Genomic DNA, 16,257 nt, shown 5'->3' on the forward strand with positions numbered 1-16,257 from the left:
AATTTTATTGTCTGCACACGCTAGATATATCGCCACAACTCCAATTCAACCCGTCATCCTGTCAGCATTGTGGTCCGTAGGCTGCCCGCCAGTTCACTTCGAAGAGCAGCATCAAGCACACTTTCCCGTAGCACCATAACGCCAGTCCTTTCAATCCACTCCCACATTTTCTCCCCGTACCGGGCACTATGTCGGTATATTCGCAAGCAAACTGCAGCCAGCAGGACCGCTTCTGTCGGGTCCTCCTCCAATCCAAGCAGCTGCCCCTGGCGAACCGGATGCTCAGCATGACCACCGGCATAAACCTCCCAGCCTGCTGGAGATCGGGATATTCCAATATCGTGGACAAGTACACCTCCGGGATACTCCGATCCAGGACAAACAGAAACTGTAACCAACGAGGGCAATGCAAGACTTCCCCATAAAGTTGCCAACCGCTCTCTTAGCCAGGCTACTTCTACAAAAGTCTGATCCATCAGGTCCGACTTAACAAAAGCCTGATTCTCGGCATTTAGGTTCGTAAAGCGCAGGCCCGCAGAGGGAGCTTCTCCTCCACACTGCGGTGTGACCTGAACCGTAACACCAGAACTTAATGGATTTGTCGCAGATCTGTCGCGCAACCCGAGAGATTCCAAGTAATAAAGTACAGCCGGACGACATAATTCACACCCCTGCTGTCTGGTCCAACCGAGACGGGACACTACTTCATCTGGAGTCTGACATGCTGTGTCCACCATAGCTGTTTTAAGCGAATCATGATCGTAATGCGTACATCCACATACAGGGACAACTTCTTGGGCGGTGGGAGTAACTACAGGTCCGGAAGCTGTCGATCGGGACAAACTATTTTTGACCAGTGCAGCCACCAGCGGCCGACAGCCCCCACAGGAACCGGATGCTTTGGTCCGGCTTTTCACTTCTTCCACCGTCTTCAGCTTATCCGTGGCAATCGCTCGCAAAATAGCCCCCTTACTCACGCTATTGCACGCACATACCGTTTCCTCTTCCGGGAGTGCGGCTGCCGCATCCTCTGCTCTGCTCACGCTGTTATCCCGGGATGTAAGCTCTGTAGCGGGCGCGCTGCGCCGTACCATTCCGAGTAGCGAGGTACTTTCAGATGTATCTCCGAACAAAATGGCGCCAGTGACAGCACCGCCGTGCATCATTACTTTTTTGTAAACCTCCAGCATCCCGTTATATTCCATGACTGCTGTCTCGTTTCCCTCTTCGCGAATGTCTCCTACGGAAAATAGATGAATTCCCGCTACCTTGAGCTGCGCATACGGAACCGTCCCTTCATAGGGAGCCGCTTCACGCCCACAAATAACTTTTGCCAGCACTTTGCCCTGCTCATATAGTGGCGCCACTAGCCCGTATGAAATCCCGCGATGCTCAGCACATTCGCCGACGGCATAAATACCGGGAATACTCGTGCGCATATAATCATCCACGACAATGGCACGGTTTACGGTCAGACCGCTGTCCTGAGCTAATTCGATATTCGGTCGGATACCAACCGCCAGCACAACCAAATCCGTTTCCAACCTGTTCCCGTCCGAAAACATCAATCCTTGCGCCCTGTTTCGGCCTATGATGTTGACCGTTTCCTTCGCCAAATGAAACCTCATGCCCTGTTGTTCCAGCTTTCGCTGCAGAAGCATAGCCGCCGTCCGATCAAGCTGACGGTTCATAAGATACTGCGCATTATGAACAACCTCAGTTTCCATCCCTAGATTCAACAGGCCTTGAGCGGCTTCAAGTCCTAACAGCCCCCCTCCGATAACTATGGCCTTACGGTATGCTTTGGCATATCTTTCCATGGTTTCGCAATCATTCACATCACGAAAAGCGATTACCCCCTGTTTTCGAGCTCCGGGAATGGGCGGCATGAAAGGCAATGAGCCCGTTGCCAATATGAGCATGTCATAAGGTTCTTTGATGCCGGATTCCGTTTCCACCATCCCGGCTGCAACATCAATACGACAGACGCGTTCACCCGCGTACAACTTTACCCCGTTCTCTTCATACCAGTCCCAGTCATGGGTAACGATGTGCTTAAATGAGCTCTCCTCCTGAAGCATTTTGGACAGGAGCACTCGGTTGTACCCGGGACGGGGCTCTGCACCAAATATCGTGATTTGGAACCGCTCTGGCTCCAGATCAAGTATTTCCTCCACACATTTGATGCCTGCCATACCGTTACCGACGACGACCAGTTTTTTCATCATATTAAACCAGCCCCATTCTCCGAATAAAATGACAGAAAAAGCCCTTCTCCATTCAATGGAAAAGGGCGCCGTTGCCATTAATGTCGGCACATCGTTGTGCCGATATGTACCTAAGATTACTGAATTGTGAATGTCATGTCAATATTCAATACATGAAAGTTATATTTTTACCTGATATTTAATTTTTTTACGATTTTGTGTTATGTATATTGACATAAAACAGATCCTTTTTTATAATTTGATTAAAATCACTCCAACGTGATCATACCAAGTCGACTCACAATGAGGTGTGTCAACCACGGCAATGAGGCCGCAAACCGTTTCCTAGATACCATGTAGGGGCGATTTGCGGCTTTTTCATGTTCAAATTACATTTTTCAGACAAAGAACAACAATTAGAACAGGAGAGATGGAGAATGAACAAAAAAAGTTTCTGGAAAAGCGGACACAAGCCCACCCTATTTGGCTCCTTTCTGTATTTTGATATCAGTTTTATGATATGGGGAATGATCGGACCATTGGCCGTTGTAATTGCTAATGATTATCCAATGGACCCTGTACAAAAAGCCAATCTTGTCGCCCTACCCATACTTGGTGGTTCCCTGCTGCGGCTCGTGCTCGGATTCATGTCTGATTATATCGGTCCGAAGCTCACGGGACAGATTGGTATGCTTGTCACGATAATCCCTCTCTTGCTCGGCTGGCTGTGGGTTGATTCGCTAGAGCACATGTACGTTGTTGCCCTGCTCCTGGGCGTAGCCGGAGCATCATTTGCAGCTGCGCTGCCGTTGGCCAGTCAATGGTACCCCAAAGAGCATCAAGGCTTGGCTATGGGAATTGCCGGTGCCGGGAATAGCGGTACCGTCCTTGCGACATTGTTCGCCAACCGCATTGCTCAACATTTTGGCAGTTGGGAAGCCGTTTTCGGATTGGCCATCCTCCCCATCTTAACCGTCTTCGTTCTGTTCAGTATTTTTGCCCGCAATAGCCCTCACCGCCCAGCACCAAAAAGTCTGTCGCAATATGCTTCGGTGCTCAAACAGAGGGATGCCTGGGTATTCTGTGCCTTTTACTGCGTGACGTTTGGCGGATTCGTTGGCCTTTCTAATTATTTGACTATTTTCTTTAATACCCAATATGGCCTCTCCGCGGTACATGCCGCCGATTTTGCGACCATTTGTGTGATTGCCGGAAGCTTCTTTCGTCCTGTAGGTGGCTTTTTGTCCGACCGGATTGGTGGTTCACGCATGTTAATGTACTTGTATGCAGGAGCCGGGATTATGCTCGCCGGCATTGCGTTTTTACCGCCACTTGCCGTGGTAGTCGTGCTGCTGTTCGTAGGCATGATGTGCCTTGGCGCTGGCAACGGCTCCGTATTCCAGCTCGTTCCGCAGCGGTTCGGCAACGAAATCGGGCTCATGACCGGTATCGTCGGCGCTGCTGGTGGCATAGGCGGGTACTTTCTTCCCCTTATACTGGGTCATCTATACAAATCAACAGGTTCCTATATGCCAGGCTTCATCTGTCTGAGCCTGATCACGTTCTGTGCCTTTACCCTCGTCATCATCATGCAATTGAAATGGCGTAACAGCTGGATGCGACGCTCTGCTACAGTTACTGATGAAGCCGTCAAGCGCATCGGAGAATTAAATGCCTGATGTTCATTAAACATAGAGCTGCGAAGCATTGAATTGTCCCTCAACCATCCCTATAGTCAAAAAAATAGCTTAACTTCGTTTATATAAAATGAAGTTAAGCTATTTTTCATGCCCACTCAGTCGAATCACACCTATAAAAACTATGATAATTATCACATTGAATCAATATTTTCCGAAAATATTATGAAAATTAAATGAAATTTTCATTCGAAAAACATTGAAAATCGCTTTCATTTTCATAATTTTTCTTATGTAAACACTTATATAACCATTTTTCACACAACATACTTCTTCACTTGGTTTAAAATAAGGCGTATACTTGTTCACGAATTGTTCAAGGATTAACTAAATGTAATTTTTTAGAAAGAAGGAATTGAAAATGCGTGCTTTTCATTTTACGGAAGACGGATCTATCGAAACTAAATTAACCGGAAAAGATCTACTTGCCAACCCCCTGCTAAATAAAGGAGTGGCTTTTACCCTGGAAGAACGGAAACAGCTTGGACTTGATGGTCTCCTTCCTCCTACGATATTAACTATTGAGGAGCAGGTTCAGCGGGTTTACGAGCAATTTCAGAGCCAACCGGATAATTTGCGTAAAAATGTTGCGTTAAATGATCTTTTTAATCGGAATACCGTTCTTTATTATCGTTTGCTCTCTGAGCACCTAAGCGAAATGCTCCCGATTGTTTATACACCAACAGTAGGCCAGGCTATACAGGAATACAGTCATGAATATCACAAGCCTGGTGGTATGTATTTATCTATCGATAATCTTGCGGGTATTGGAGAGGCTTTTAAGAATTTGAACCTAGACCCTGATGATATCGACCTGATCGTAGCCACAGATTCCGAGAGTATTTTGGGAATCGGGGACTGGGGAGTCGGAGGTATTAATATCTCTATTGGTAAGCTTGCTGTGTATACAGCTGCTGCTGGTATAGATCCTAGCCGGGTGCTGGCAGTTGTTCTTGATGCAGGTACAAACAACGAGAAGCTATTGGAAGATCCTTTATACATGGGGAATCGCCATAAACGTGTACGTGGAGAACAATATGACCAATTTATTGACACTTATGTTCAAGCTGCACTTTCCTTTTTCCCGAATGCCCTGCTGCACTGGGAAGATCTGGGCAATGTCAACGCACGGAACATTATCAATAAATACGGAAATAGTATTCTGACTTTTAATGACGATATTCAAGGTACTGGAGCGGTTACGCTCGCAGGTGTGATGTCTGGTGTTCAATTGTCCGGAATCCCACTGAGCAAGCATCGGGTGCTAGTCTTTGGTCCAGGAGCTGCCGGAATCGGCAATGCAGACCAAATTAGCGCTGCCATGATGCTGGAAGGACTGTCAGAAGCAGAAGCAAGACGTAACTTCTGGGCTTATGATTACCGCGGCCTGCTCACCAACGAAACAGAAGGACTTTTTCCATTCCAGGTCCCTTATGTGCGTGATGTTGCAGAATGCCGTGACTGGGAACATGCTGAGGATGGCAAAATCCCTTTGCTTGAAGTCATTCGCCGCGTGAAACCGACGATTATGATCGGTACTTCCGGTGTTACTGGGGCATTCAGTGAGGAAATCGTTAAAGAAATGGCCAAGCATACAGAACGTCCTATTATTATGCCTATGTCCAACCCGACTCCACTGGCAGAAGCAACTCCGCAAGATTTGATCCACTGGACCGAAGGAAAAGCCCTCATTGCAACAGGAAGTCCTTTCGAGCCAGTGATCTATAACAATATTAAGTTTGAAATTGGGCAATCCAACAATGCTTTCGTATTCCCGGGTCTGGGTCTCGGCGCAATCGTGGTAAAATCCAAAATTATAACAGATAGCATGTTTGCAGCAGCTGCCCATGCAGTAGCTCAAATGGTTGATTTGTCGCAGCCTGGTGCTTCCCTGCTGCCAAAAATCAACGAGCTACGAGAAGTATCTGAAGCGGTAGCCGTGGCTGTAGCTAAGGCAGCAGTTCAGGATGGAGTAGCGCGTCATCAACCGGACGATATCGCACAAGCGGTTCGAGATGCGATGTGGGACTGCAAATATAAACCCATCAAACAATATGGTCAGGAAGCGGTCCTGGTTTAAAAAATAGCGAACAACATCAAATTTGTACTTGCATATGCAAAGTGATTATTTAACTGATGTCCGCCATTTTTGGCGGACATCTTCATTGGAGGCGACATCATGGCTACAGGTCATATTTTTATTATCTTAATTCCTATTTTCTTTGTCATTTTAATTGGTTATTTCGCAGGATTGTTTAAGGCTTTTAACCCTGCTTCTTCTAAGGGATTAAATACACTCGTGACGAAGTTTGCTCTACCTGCACACTTGTTTATTGGTATCACGACGACACCCAGAGAGACGTTGATTCAAAAGTGGCCCTTTCTTGTGGCTTTGCTACTTGGTGTAATCGGCTTTTATATTGTATTGCTCATTGTTTATCGCTTAATTGCCAAAAAAGGCCTGACTGAATCCTCCATGTTCGCATTGAATTCGACACAGCCTTCTTTTGCATTCATGGGAATTCCGGTTCTGGGCAGCTTGTTCGGAAGTGCGGCAGTCGCCATCCCGATTGCGATTACTGGGATCGTCGTTAATGCCATTCTTGATCCGCTTGCAAGTATTTTGGGAACGGTCGGTCAGCGCAAAACAACAGAATCCGACGGCACTAAAGGCAACTTATTTAAAGTCACTATGAAATCAGTCCTTCATGGACTCAGCGAGCCGCTTGCCTGCGTACCCTTGTTTGGTGTCGTATTGACTCTATGTGGATTCCACGCTCCGAAACTTTTGCAATCCATGTTTGATCAAATCGGCAATATTACTGCTGGTACAGCCCTATTTGCCATCGGGGTAACCATTGGTATCAAAAAGATTACGTTCAGTCCAAAAGCACTTAGCATCGCTGTGCTGAAAGCCATCGTGATGCCTATTGTTATGCTCGGTATTGCTGTTCTAATAGGACTATCCCATGAAGATGTAACCAAAGCCGTACTGCTTGTCGCTTTTCCCGGCTCGGCTGTGGCCGCTATGATTGCTACCCGTTATGAAACACTAGAAACGGAAGCTGCATCTGCATTTGTTATTAGCTCAGTCTTATCGCTCATTTCACTACCCTTACTTATTTCACTTCTTTTATAGGGACAGAAACTTAAGAACCCTCAATGCAATCCAGGTATTTATAGGTATAAAGCATACCCGTTTGCTCTCATTTATCTTATTTTTTAAATATTGTTTGAACAATAAAGTGATTTAGTAAGAATTGAGTTGGAAAAACAACATAAAATCCAGTTTTGCCGACAAGCGGCGGTCCCATCGTTTCATTCACTAGGGGCCGCCGTTCTTTTTGAATAACCTTCTACTCTCCCTTTTAATAAATACCTAACATTTAGAAAGCAAATTGTCGAAATATATATGGGGTAGGTTGTATATGAAACTAAATTGCTAATTCAAAGGAGAAGAAAACGTGAAAAACTTGAAGTGGAGAACTATGTCCTTTTTTGGTAAAAATCTATTAATCTCTTTTCTTAACATCGTATTAATAGGTGCTATTCTCATCACATCCAGCTATATACTTCAAAAGAACATTCTCACCACGCAACTGCAAGACCAAGTTAAAGTATTGACTAAAAAATGGGCAGAAGATGTTGACAAAACAAAAGTACAACAAGCATTAAGCGAAAAAGATTATAACGGTTCTGCTCAACAGGATTTACGCAAATTCCTAGATTCTATCCACACATTTTATCCTAATGTTGCCCAAGCTTACATATTTGGCACAGAACTAACAGAAGGAAATCAAACCTCCATTATTGGCGTTCCTACAAATTTAGTCCAAGCTTTCCAAGACTCGAAGTTGAATATTGGGGATATGTACACTCTTCCAGACGAAAATGTACAAGGTGTAAATAAAATGCTTCAATCTAAAGACTCAGCGTTTAGCAGCTTTTATACTGACGATTTTGGTACATGGACGACCATTGTTTACCCAATTACAGATGAAAGCGGTAAAATCACAAGTGCGATATACTTTGACGTAGACGCGAGCTCTGTACCTAACGGACTTCATAAATTGCTTGTATATGGTGTTTCATTGCTCATTCTGTTCCTTGCGATCTTCTTAACGGTCCAATATTTACTGGTAAAACGTACCCTCTCCCCGATTCGTAGCCTGATGAAGGGCATTGAAGAAGTCAGCGAGGGGAATCTGAATGTACAAATCAAGACAGGCGAGGACGACCTTGGCATTATCAATCAAAAATTTAATTCTATGATCAAACGCCTTAACGATACCATGGTGAAAGTACAGGATACGACGCAAGAAGTTACGGGATCTGCCCAGGAATTGTTAAGCATTAGCGAGAAAAACAGTACGAATACGAACGTCATTAACAGCAATATTCAGGAAATAACCCAGGGGCTTGAAGCTCAGGATCACGCAGCACATGAAAGCTCCAGAGCTATGAATGAAATGTCGACAGTTATCCAAACGATTGCCGAGAGCTCCTCTTCCGTAGCGGATCAAGCTTATTCTATGGAAAAACGCTCCGTTGAAGGCAATCAAGTAGCCCAAAAGCTTTCCGCTCAAATGGACTCCATCTCCACTACAATGGAAAGTACAGCTGATTCCGTTAATGCGCTGCAGAACCGTTCTAACGAAATCAGCAACATCGTCAGCATCATTACAGGCATTGCCAGTCAAACGAATCTGCTTGCACTGAACGCTTCTATTGAAGCTGCCAGAGTCGGTGAAGAGGGCAAAGGTTTTGCAGTAGTAGCGGGAGAGGTGCGTAATTTGGCTGAACAGTCTCAAGAGTCTGCCAAACAAATTGCAGAGCTTATTGAAGAAATCCAAAAAGAAATTGAGCAGACTGTAAAAGGCATCAGCCTTGGTACAAAAGAAGTTCACATTGGGCTAGAAGTTACGAAGCAAACAGGCGAAATGTTCTCTGAAATCTTAGATGCGTCTAATAAAGTGTCGTCACAAATTCAAGAGGTATCCAGCGCAACGGAGCAGATTTCAGCCAGCACGCAGGAAATGTCAGCTACCTCTGACGAGTTGTCTTCGACAGTTAGCAAAACAGTCGACAGCAGCAAACAAATCGAGCATACCATTGGAGAACAGGCTGAGTCTATGGCTTCTATTGTCCAAGCTTCTGACAAGCTTACATTGATGTCCGGGGAGCTGGAAGAGCTCATTTCGTTCTTCAAAGTGAACCGAGAAGCTTAATTTTATAACTTCCAAGTAACTCAAGATAACAATAAAGAACCTCTAGTCTGCATAGAAGCAAACTAGAGGTTCTTTGATATACTCTTACATACTTCTTAATTTATAAACCCTTCCAAAGCTGAGGTTGGTTTACCGTCAGCCTGCCAAGCACCTTTGTTATAACCTTGATTATAACCTGGAGTTGCAGCCGGCTCCCAATAAAATACCCCTGTACCCTTGCCGCCTCCAATGTTCCGAACCTTTGTTTTGATTGCAGAAATAAATGCCTTGGAAGCAGCAGGTTCGTTATATTCCATTCCGATTTCACTGATGACAATGCCTTTGCCGTATTTGGCAATGAGGTTATTGGCATTGGTAATCGTCTGGTCCACCTTACCCTGCCAGTCAGAAGGAGACGGATACAGAGACAGCCCGATGAGATCAAACTGAGCTCCATTATCAATCAGCCCACCGATATTCCAGTTCAACACGGAACCGTTATCCCCGTTGGCTAAATGTACGATCGTTTTAGTACTGCTGCTAACCGATTTTACAGCATTATTACCTGTATTGACGAGCCAGGCATAGTTTTTCATGTTCACCGAAGCTTTGCCGTCTTCCCAGAGCATTCCATTGTTCGTCTCATTACCGATCTGCACCCAGTCCGGTGTTACCCCCTTGCTTTTCATCGTGTTCATAACATAGACCGTATGAGACCAGACTGCATCCATAAGTTGTGTAAATGTGAAATTGCGCCACGCATAAGGTTTGTTCTGTTGCCCTGGATCTGCCCAGGAATCACTATAATGTAGAGTCAGCATCACGCTCATGCCCAATTTTTTAGCTCGCTGTGCCAGCTCTGCTGCCTTTTCGGCATTCATGTATCCGCTTGCATAATCTTTCATGTCAGGGTTTACCCACACACGGATACGTACCGAGTTGATCTGATAGTCATCTCGCAAAATTTGCAGTATATCTCGACGAACACCCTTTTTATCCTTCCAAGTCATACCTTGCGCTTCCATTCCTGCTACCCAGCTTATATCTGCTCCTTTGGCGAAAGCAGGGGCGGCCGAAGCCGCACCCAACCCTACAGAGCCGAACGGATACAATAAGCTGGATAACAAGATCAACATCGCAAATACCATCGTGCGGTTACCTGTTTTCATAAGTCATCTCCCATCCGAATTGTATACTTCTCATTGCCTCTGTCCAATCTACCAGCTCCCTCACTCGGGAAAACGATAGAGATCACACTTTAATATCATGTTCTATTTATTGCGCTCTGTCTTTAAAACCTTAACAGTGTAGGCATCCAATTGAACGCTACCGTCTTCTATCGCATGATTTTCAAGCATATCCGCATAAGTTCGTCCATCCAACGTAATCTTTTGCGGCTCATGCGTGAAATTCAGTATAAAAATATAATCATGAACCCCATCGGTACGAATCGCCGCATTCACTCCATGAGGCAACTTCACATTGAGCGCTTTACTGATTCCTGCATCATCAATTAAACTTCTGTAAAAATGACTGTGGAATAGTCCGATGTTGCGTGATGCGATGTAATAAGCCTTTCCCTGTCCCAAACGGTTCACCGTCAAAGCCGGACGTCCTGCATAAAAGTCTGAGCCGTACACAGCCAGTACCTCTGCACCCTCCGTATGAATGAGATCACACAATTCTACAGCTTCATACTCCCCTTGCAGATCCAGCTCATTGCCTTCAACCGGCAAAATGTGATTACGGTCATGATCATGCAATCCGTCAATCTCTTCCGACCAGATCCCCAGCGTCTTACGAAGCGGGCCCGGAAAGCCTCCAAGGAAGCACAAATCATGTTCATCTACGATACCAGACCAATAGGTTGCTACGAAAACGCCGCCATTTTCAACAAATTTCTGTATACGCTCCCCCACACCACTGCGGACCATATACAACATCGGAGCTACCAAAAGTTTATATTTGGAGAAATCTGCATCCATATGAATGACATCTACAGGCACACCCTGCTCCCAAAGTGCCAAATAATGCGCTTCAGCTGTCTCCTCATATTTCACACCTTTGTTCCGCGGTCCCTGTGAATCGTTGATTCCCCAACGGTTCTCCCAGTCAAAAATGACTGCGGCCTCCGCCGGTACAGATGTCCCGATAACCTCCTCCAGTTTTTCCAGCGCATTACCGACATGGGTCACATCCCCGAATACCCGAGTGTGCTCATGTCCGACATGATCGACAACCGCACCATGCAGCTTTTCACTCGAACCGCGGCTTTTCCGCCACTGAAAGTATTGAACGGTGTCTGACCCGTGTGCCACAGCCTGTAAAGACGATAGCAGATGCATTCCCGGCCGCTTCAGCTTGCTAACGTCTTGCCAGTTCGTCAAACTTGGCGTGCTCTCCATGAGCATCCAAGGCTTTCCTCCCTTAATTGAGCGAATAATATCATGCATCAATGCCACTTTCGCAGCTTGACGGCTATCATCTCCCTCACGGTCATGCCACGTCGGGTAACTATCCCAGGATATAACATCGAGCAGATCAGCAAACTTCCAGTAATTCAATCCTTCAAAAAACTCCATTAAATTGGTTGTGACTGGAATGGCTGGATTGGCAGCCTTGAGCGGCATAATCTCATGCTTGATAAAATCTGCGGTTTGATCGGTCACAAACCGTCTCCAGTCCAAATTCATGGCATGGACCTGTGTTTCACCGTGAGGTGCCGGGGACTCAACTTGGCTCCAGTCCGTAATCGTATGACTCCAAAAGGTCGTCCACCATGCGTGATTAAGCTTGTCCAGCGTACCGTATTTATCCTGGACCCAAGCGCGAAATGCCTCCTGACAATAATCACAGTGGCAATCTCCACCAAATTCATTTGAAATATGCCAGCCAATAACAGCAGGATGGTTAGCATAACGCTCGGCTAGCTTCGTATTCATGATACGTACTTTTTCCCGGTAAACAGGCGACGTAGCACAGTGATTATGGCGAAACCCATGCAGATTACGGACACGGTTAGCCTCCACACGCAGCACCTCAGGATATTTTTGTGACATCCAGGCTGGTCTTGCTCCACTCGGAGTGGCCAAAAACGCATAGATTCCGTTCTCAGCAAACGAATCCAGAATACGATCCAGCCATTCAAACGTAAATACGCCTTCCTCAGGCTCCAATGAAACCCATGAGAAAATGCCGACAGACATCACGTTACATTTGGCTAGTTTCATTAGACGGATATCCTCCGCTAACACCTCAGGGTAATGCTGCCATTGCTCCGGGTTATAGTCCGCTCCATGCAGCATACGTGGAACTCGCTCACTAATGGGAGGGTACTTGATTATGTTTTGATTCGTCACTACAAATCATCTCCTTCTATAAATTCTATTACTCTTTGACAGAACCTAGCGTCATACCTTTAACAAAATACTTTTGTAAAAATGGATATACAATGAGAATAGGCGCTGCACCAATGAAAATTTGCGCTGCATTAACCGTCGTTTGAGAAAGTAATTCCATCTCTTTGGGACTCATGCTCATGGAACTCATGTCCTTCTGAATAATTACAGTTTGCAGGAACGTCGCCAGCGGATAATCCTTTGCATTGCTCAAATAGAGCAGACCGTCAAACCAGGAGTTCCAATGAAATACCATACTAAACAGCGCAATCGTCGCAATGGAAGGCATGGATATCGGTAAAAAAATACTAAACAATGTCCGAAAATGTCCTGCTCCGTCGATCAATGCGGCCTCTTCCATCTCTTTGGGAATTCCTCTAAAAAAGTTCAACATAAGGATGACCAGAAATGTGTTGACCGCTCCTGGCAAAACAAGTACCCAGAAGCTGTCCATGAGGTGGATCTTTTGAATAACCATATAGAATGGAACCAGACCACCGTTAAAAATCATGCTGAATACGAACAACCATGAATATACGTTTCGGCTACGGAACACAGATGTTTCCTTTGAAAGTGGATAAGCAGCTAAAAAGGTAATAAGCAGTGTTAAGCCGGTTCCCAATACAGTCCGACAGACAGAAATCCAGATGGAGTGCAGAAAAATCGGGTTATTCATCGTCTTCTTATAGGCTTCTAATGAAAATTGTACCGGCCACAGTCCAACCAGATTGGCATCTGCAGCTGATTTAGCACTAAATGATACAGCTAACACATGAATCAGCGGAACGATACACATGATGGACAAAATCACAAGCAAGCAAATATTAAACACATTAAAGATGCGGTATGGCGTTGTTTTATGATACATGACTCTCCCTCTTTCAGCCTCGTGGAATCAAAATATGCGGTAACCTGCCCATTTGTAAGCAAGTCGATAAGATATCAGAATGAGAATCATACTGATAACGGATTTGAACAACCCGATAGCAGTGGCAAAGCCCATTTCCCCATTGATTAACGCTGTCCGGTAGACGAATGTATCAATAATATCGCCTTTTTGGTAAACTAGCGGATTATAAAGGTTGAAAATCTGGTCAAAACCGGCGTTCAGTACATTGCCAAGTGCAAGCGTTCCAACAACGACTACCATCGGAATTAACGAAGGTACAGTGATGTGTAGCGTCTGTCTCCAGCGGCTTGCTCCATCCATTTCAGAAGCCTCATACAACGAAGGATTAATACCCGCCAGTGCAGCAAGAAATACAATGGTGTTGTATCCGAACTCCTTCCATATATCCGATACAATGACAGTAAACCGAAACCAGTTATTATCTCCTAGAAAAAAGATAGGCTGAATCCCGAAACTACCGAGAATACGGTTCATAAATCCATCTGTAGCCAACAGGTCAATCAGAATTCCGCCCAAGATGACCCACGACAGAAAGTGTGGCAGATAAACCAGTGTTTGAATGGATCGCTGAAGTCCAACCTTGCGAATTTCATTCAGCAGTATAGCAAAAACAAACGGAACCACCAGATTGAAAAACATCTTTAACACAGCAATAATTAGCGTATTCCAGACGACTTGAAGACTGTCCTCCCGTTGAAACAAAAAGCGGAAGTTATCCAGTCCAACCCACTCGGAACCCGTTATGCCTAGCCAAGGTTTGTAATTTTGAAAGGCCATCACGATGCCGCCCATCGGAATGTAGCTGAATACAATTAAGAAAATGATGGCTGGCAGCAGCATGATATGAAATGGCCACGTACGTTGCAGACTTCTCATTGCAGTTCCTCCTGTAACTCTCATGGTATACTTCAATTATAAAAGCGTTTTCGCTGTCCCAACAGTTCAAAAAACCAACATACATGGCACAAAAGCAATCATTTTTTTAAGCTCGCCAAACGAATAAAACTTTTTTTCAAATACACCATGATAGCGCATTCATTTCTACTCGATACGGGTAAAGCTGTAGTAAAAAGGCTGCCCACCTCGGGACAGCCCTCCTACTCTGTTACAACATCATTGGTTTTTACTTTCGACGCTTTTATACCATTCGTTTACTTCATTTGTAATTTGTTCGCCACCAGCTGTTTTCCACGTCTGCACAAAGGTATCAAAAGCAGAGATCGGCTGCTTGCCATAAATAATTTCATTGAAGGTCTGACTTTCAATCTTATCCAGATAGTCCTTTTTAGCCTTCATAGTTGGCGTAGTAGGGCCCGTGAACTGATCTTTCATGGAGATATCTTTCTGTTCCATAAGCACTTTGGCAGCTGCGGGAGTATCTTTCCCGTAGTTCACCATTACATCTTTCTCCAGACGGGTCTTCGGTTCTGCGCCGTTAGCCAAACTTAGCAAAGCCTTCATTTGGGCATCAGGTATACGCGCACCATCACGAACCAGCAAATAACGAATAGAGTTTACATAACCGCCTGGTATTTTATCGATAGACATTAGCTTTCCGCCCGCATCCAAATCATAATCGTAGCCCTTAAACAGCCCATTCGACAAATCGCCGTCCGGTTTGGCATTAGCATAATGGTCAAACAAATAATTTTGATAAGTGAAAAAGGCTTCAGGATGCTGCATTTGTTTGTTGATTAATACAACACCATTGGTGTATTGCGTTCCGTGACGCATGGCTTTGTTGTCAGGACCCGCTGGAATCTTGATCGGCTTCCACACGGCACCCGGCGCATTTTTGACTGTATCCTGAAGCGGCCAGCCGCTCATCCAATATGGTCCAGGAATCATACCGGCTGTTCCTGCGACTGTAGGTTCTGCCGTTTTATTTTCATCCCACAATGCTGCTTCCTGAGGAATATATCCCTTTTTGAGCCACTCGCTCAGCTTTTGCAAACCCGGCTTCATGCCAGGCTGCACGGAGCCATATTCCAAACTGCCATTTGTACCTTTGTTCCACTGCTGAGGTAGAGTGCCATATGCCCCGAAAATCCAGGATGGGTCACCCATCCAAGTGTTCATGGATGTTTTGAAACCGATGCTGAGCGGAATCACTTTGTTCGGAGCCAGTCCGTCCGGATTTTTATTTTTAAAGGCATCCATCACTTTTTCCAGATCATCCATCGTCTCAGGAGCCTTCATACCCAGCTTATCCAACCAATCTTGTCGTACCCACAATACATAATCATGGTTGTAGGCAAAATCAAGCACAGGAATACCCATTTTCTTACCATCTCGGCTATACTGATTCCATACGTTTGTATCCTGATTCATCGCCTGCTTCCAAGAATCCGAAGCGTACTTATCAAACAACGGGTCCACCTCTGCAAACATACCAGAATCAATCATGTCTTGTGCCAGTTGCTCATTCTCCGTCCCCAGTACAACGACGTCCGGCATCTCCTGACCGGAGGACATAGCCAAACGCAGTTTCGTAGCAAATGCGCCATTCGTATCCGTGACGGACCAGAGTGATTTGATATTAATACCGAATTTCTCTTTAGCCCATTTTGTCGCAATGTTATTTTCGATAGATTCACCATTTTTAAATTTCAAGGCGGGATCTACACCCCATACCGTGGAAATTGTGACTTCTGGATTGTATTTTTCTTTGTATACGTTTTCAGTTTTAGCTGTGCTGTCCGCATTTCCATCATTCCCCGTACCTGAGCAGCCCACAAGGCCCACTCCTAATACCATAGTTGCGGCGAGCAACGACAACAGCTTTTTCTTCGAATGAACTCGCATATTGTTCCCCCTCTAAAAATCATTATCTACTCT

General features: G+C 45.2%; 10 protein-coding genes. 4 read left to right on the top strand and 6 right to left on the bottom strand.

Annotated elements, in window-relative coordinates:
- Positions 1 to 53: 53 nt before the first annotated feature.
- On the bottom strand, positions 54 to 2,228 hold the full coding sequence (gene nirB, locus NLX74_RS20280; RefSeq protein WP_254329791.1) for a nitrite reductase large subunit NirB: 2,175 nt from the start codon (positions 2,226 to 2,228) through the stop codon (positions 54 to 56).
- Between the two features lie 416 nt (positions 2,229 to 2,644).
- Between nirB and NLX74_RS20285 the strand changes: the two genes are divergently transcribed.
- The 4 genes from NLX74_RS20285 (at position 2,645) to NLX74_RS20300 (ending at position 9,132) form a co-directional block, all read left to right on the top strand.
- Positions 2,645 to 3,886 (top strand): nitrate/nitrite transporter, encoded by a 1,242-nt coding sequence (locus NLX74_RS20285; RefSeq protein ID WP_235309484.1) that lies wholly within the window; start codon positions 2,645 to 2,647, stop codon positions 3,884 to 3,886.
- Between the two features lie 379 nt (positions 3,887 to 4,265).
- Positions 4,266 to 5,984 (top strand): NAD-dependent malic enzyme, encoded by a 1,719-nt coding sequence (locus NLX74_RS20290; RefSeq protein WP_023989354.1) that lies wholly within the window; start codon positions 4,266 to 4,268, stop codon positions 5,982 to 5,984.
- A 99-nt stretch (positions 5,985 to 6,083) separates the two neighbouring features.
- Complete coding sequence (locus tag NLX74_RS20295; protein WP_025718424.1) at positions 6,084 to 7,043, top strand: AEC family transporter; 960 nt, start codon at positions 6,084 to 6,086, stop codon at positions 7,041 to 7,043.
- Between the two features lie 325 nt (positions 7,044 to 7,368).
- Positions 7,369 to 9,132, top strand: a complete 1,764-nt coding sequence (locus NLX74_RS20300) for a methyl-accepting chemotaxis protein (RefSeq protein WP_254329792.1) — start codon at positions 7,369 to 7,371, stop codon at positions 9,130 to 9,132.
- Between the two features lie 95 nt (positions 9,133 to 9,227).
- On the opposite strand, the gene NLX74_RS20305 is transcribed toward NLX74_RS20300, so the two are convergent.
- The 5 genes from NLX74_RS20305 to NLX74_RS20325 form a co-directional block, all read right to left on the bottom strand.
- Entirely contained in the window at positions 9,228 to 10,280 is a 1,053-nt protein-coding gene (locus NLX74_RS20305; protein ID WP_235309481.1) for a glycoside hydrolase family 53 protein, read from the bottom strand.
- Positions 10,281 to 10,382: 102 nt separating this feature from the next.
- On the bottom strand, positions 10,383 to 12,470 hold the full coding sequence (locus NLX74_RS20310) for a beta-galactosidase (protein ID WP_367997051.1): 2,088 nt from the start codon (positions 12,468 to 12,470) through the stop codon (positions 10,383 to 10,385).
- Between the two features lie 28 nt (positions 12,471 to 12,498).
- Entirely contained in the window at positions 12,499 to 13,377 is an 879-nt protein-coding gene (locus NLX74_RS20315; protein ID WP_069010559.1) for a carbohydrate ABC transporter permease, read from the bottom strand.
- A gap of 27 nt (positions 13,378 to 13,404) precedes the next feature.
- On the bottom strand, positions 13,405 to 14,295 hold the full coding sequence (locus NLX74_RS20320) for an ABC transporter permease (RefSeq protein WP_029517681.1): 891 nt from the start codon (positions 14,293 to 14,295) through the stop codon (positions 13,405 to 13,407).
- Between the two features lie 237 nt (positions 14,296 to 14,532).
- Complete coding sequence (locus tag NLX74_RS20325) at positions 14,533 to 16,224, bottom strand: type 2 periplasmic-binding domain-containing protein (RefSeq protein WP_254329793.1); 1,692 nt, start codon at positions 16,222 to 16,224, stop codon at positions 14,533 to 14,535.
- Positions 16,225 to 16,257: the final 33 nt, after the last annotated feature.

Source organism: Paenibacillus sp. MZ03-122A (assembly GCF_024213325.1).
In the GTDB taxonomy this organism is placed as follows: domain Bacteria; phylum Bacillota; class Bacilli; order Paenibacillales; family Paenibacillaceae; genus Paenibacillus; species Paenibacillus polymyxa_B.

What these genes read in the sequence shown, in the direction of transcription:
- nirB (WP_254329791.1), bottom strand. Translation starts at nt 2,228, where the DNA reads ATGATGAAAAAACTGGTCGTCGTCGGTAACGGTATGGCAGGCATCAAA.
- NLX74_RS20285 (WP_235309484.1), top strand. Translation starts at nt 2,645, where the DNA reads ATGAACAAAAAAAGTTTCTGGAAAAGCGGACACAAGCCCACCCTATTT.
- NLX74_RS20290 (WP_023989354.1), top strand. Translation starts at nt 4,266, where the DNA reads ATGCGTGCTTTTCATTTTACGGAAGACGGATCTATCGAAACTAAATTA.
- NLX74_RS20295 (WP_025718424.1), top strand. Translation starts at nt 6,084, where the DNA reads ATGGCTACAGGTCATATTTTTATTATCTTAATTCCTATTTTCTTTGTC.
- NLX74_RS20305 (WP_235309481.1), bottom strand. Translation starts at nt 10,280, where the DNA reads ATGAAAACAGGTAACCGCACGATGGTATTTGCGATGTTGATCTTGTTA.
- NLX74_RS20315 (WP_069010559.1), bottom strand. Translation starts at nt 13,377, where the DNA reads ATGTATCATAAAACAACGCCATACCGCATCTTTAATGTGTTTAATATT.
- NLX74_RS20320 (WP_029517681.1), bottom strand. Translation starts at nt 14,295, where the DNA reads ATGAGAAGTCTGCAACGTACGTGGCCATTTCATATCATGCTGCTGCCA.
- NLX74_RS20325 (WP_254329793.1), bottom strand. Translation starts at nt 16,224, where the DNA reads ATGCGAGTTCATTCGAAGAAAAAGCTGTTGTCGTTGCTCGCCGCAACT.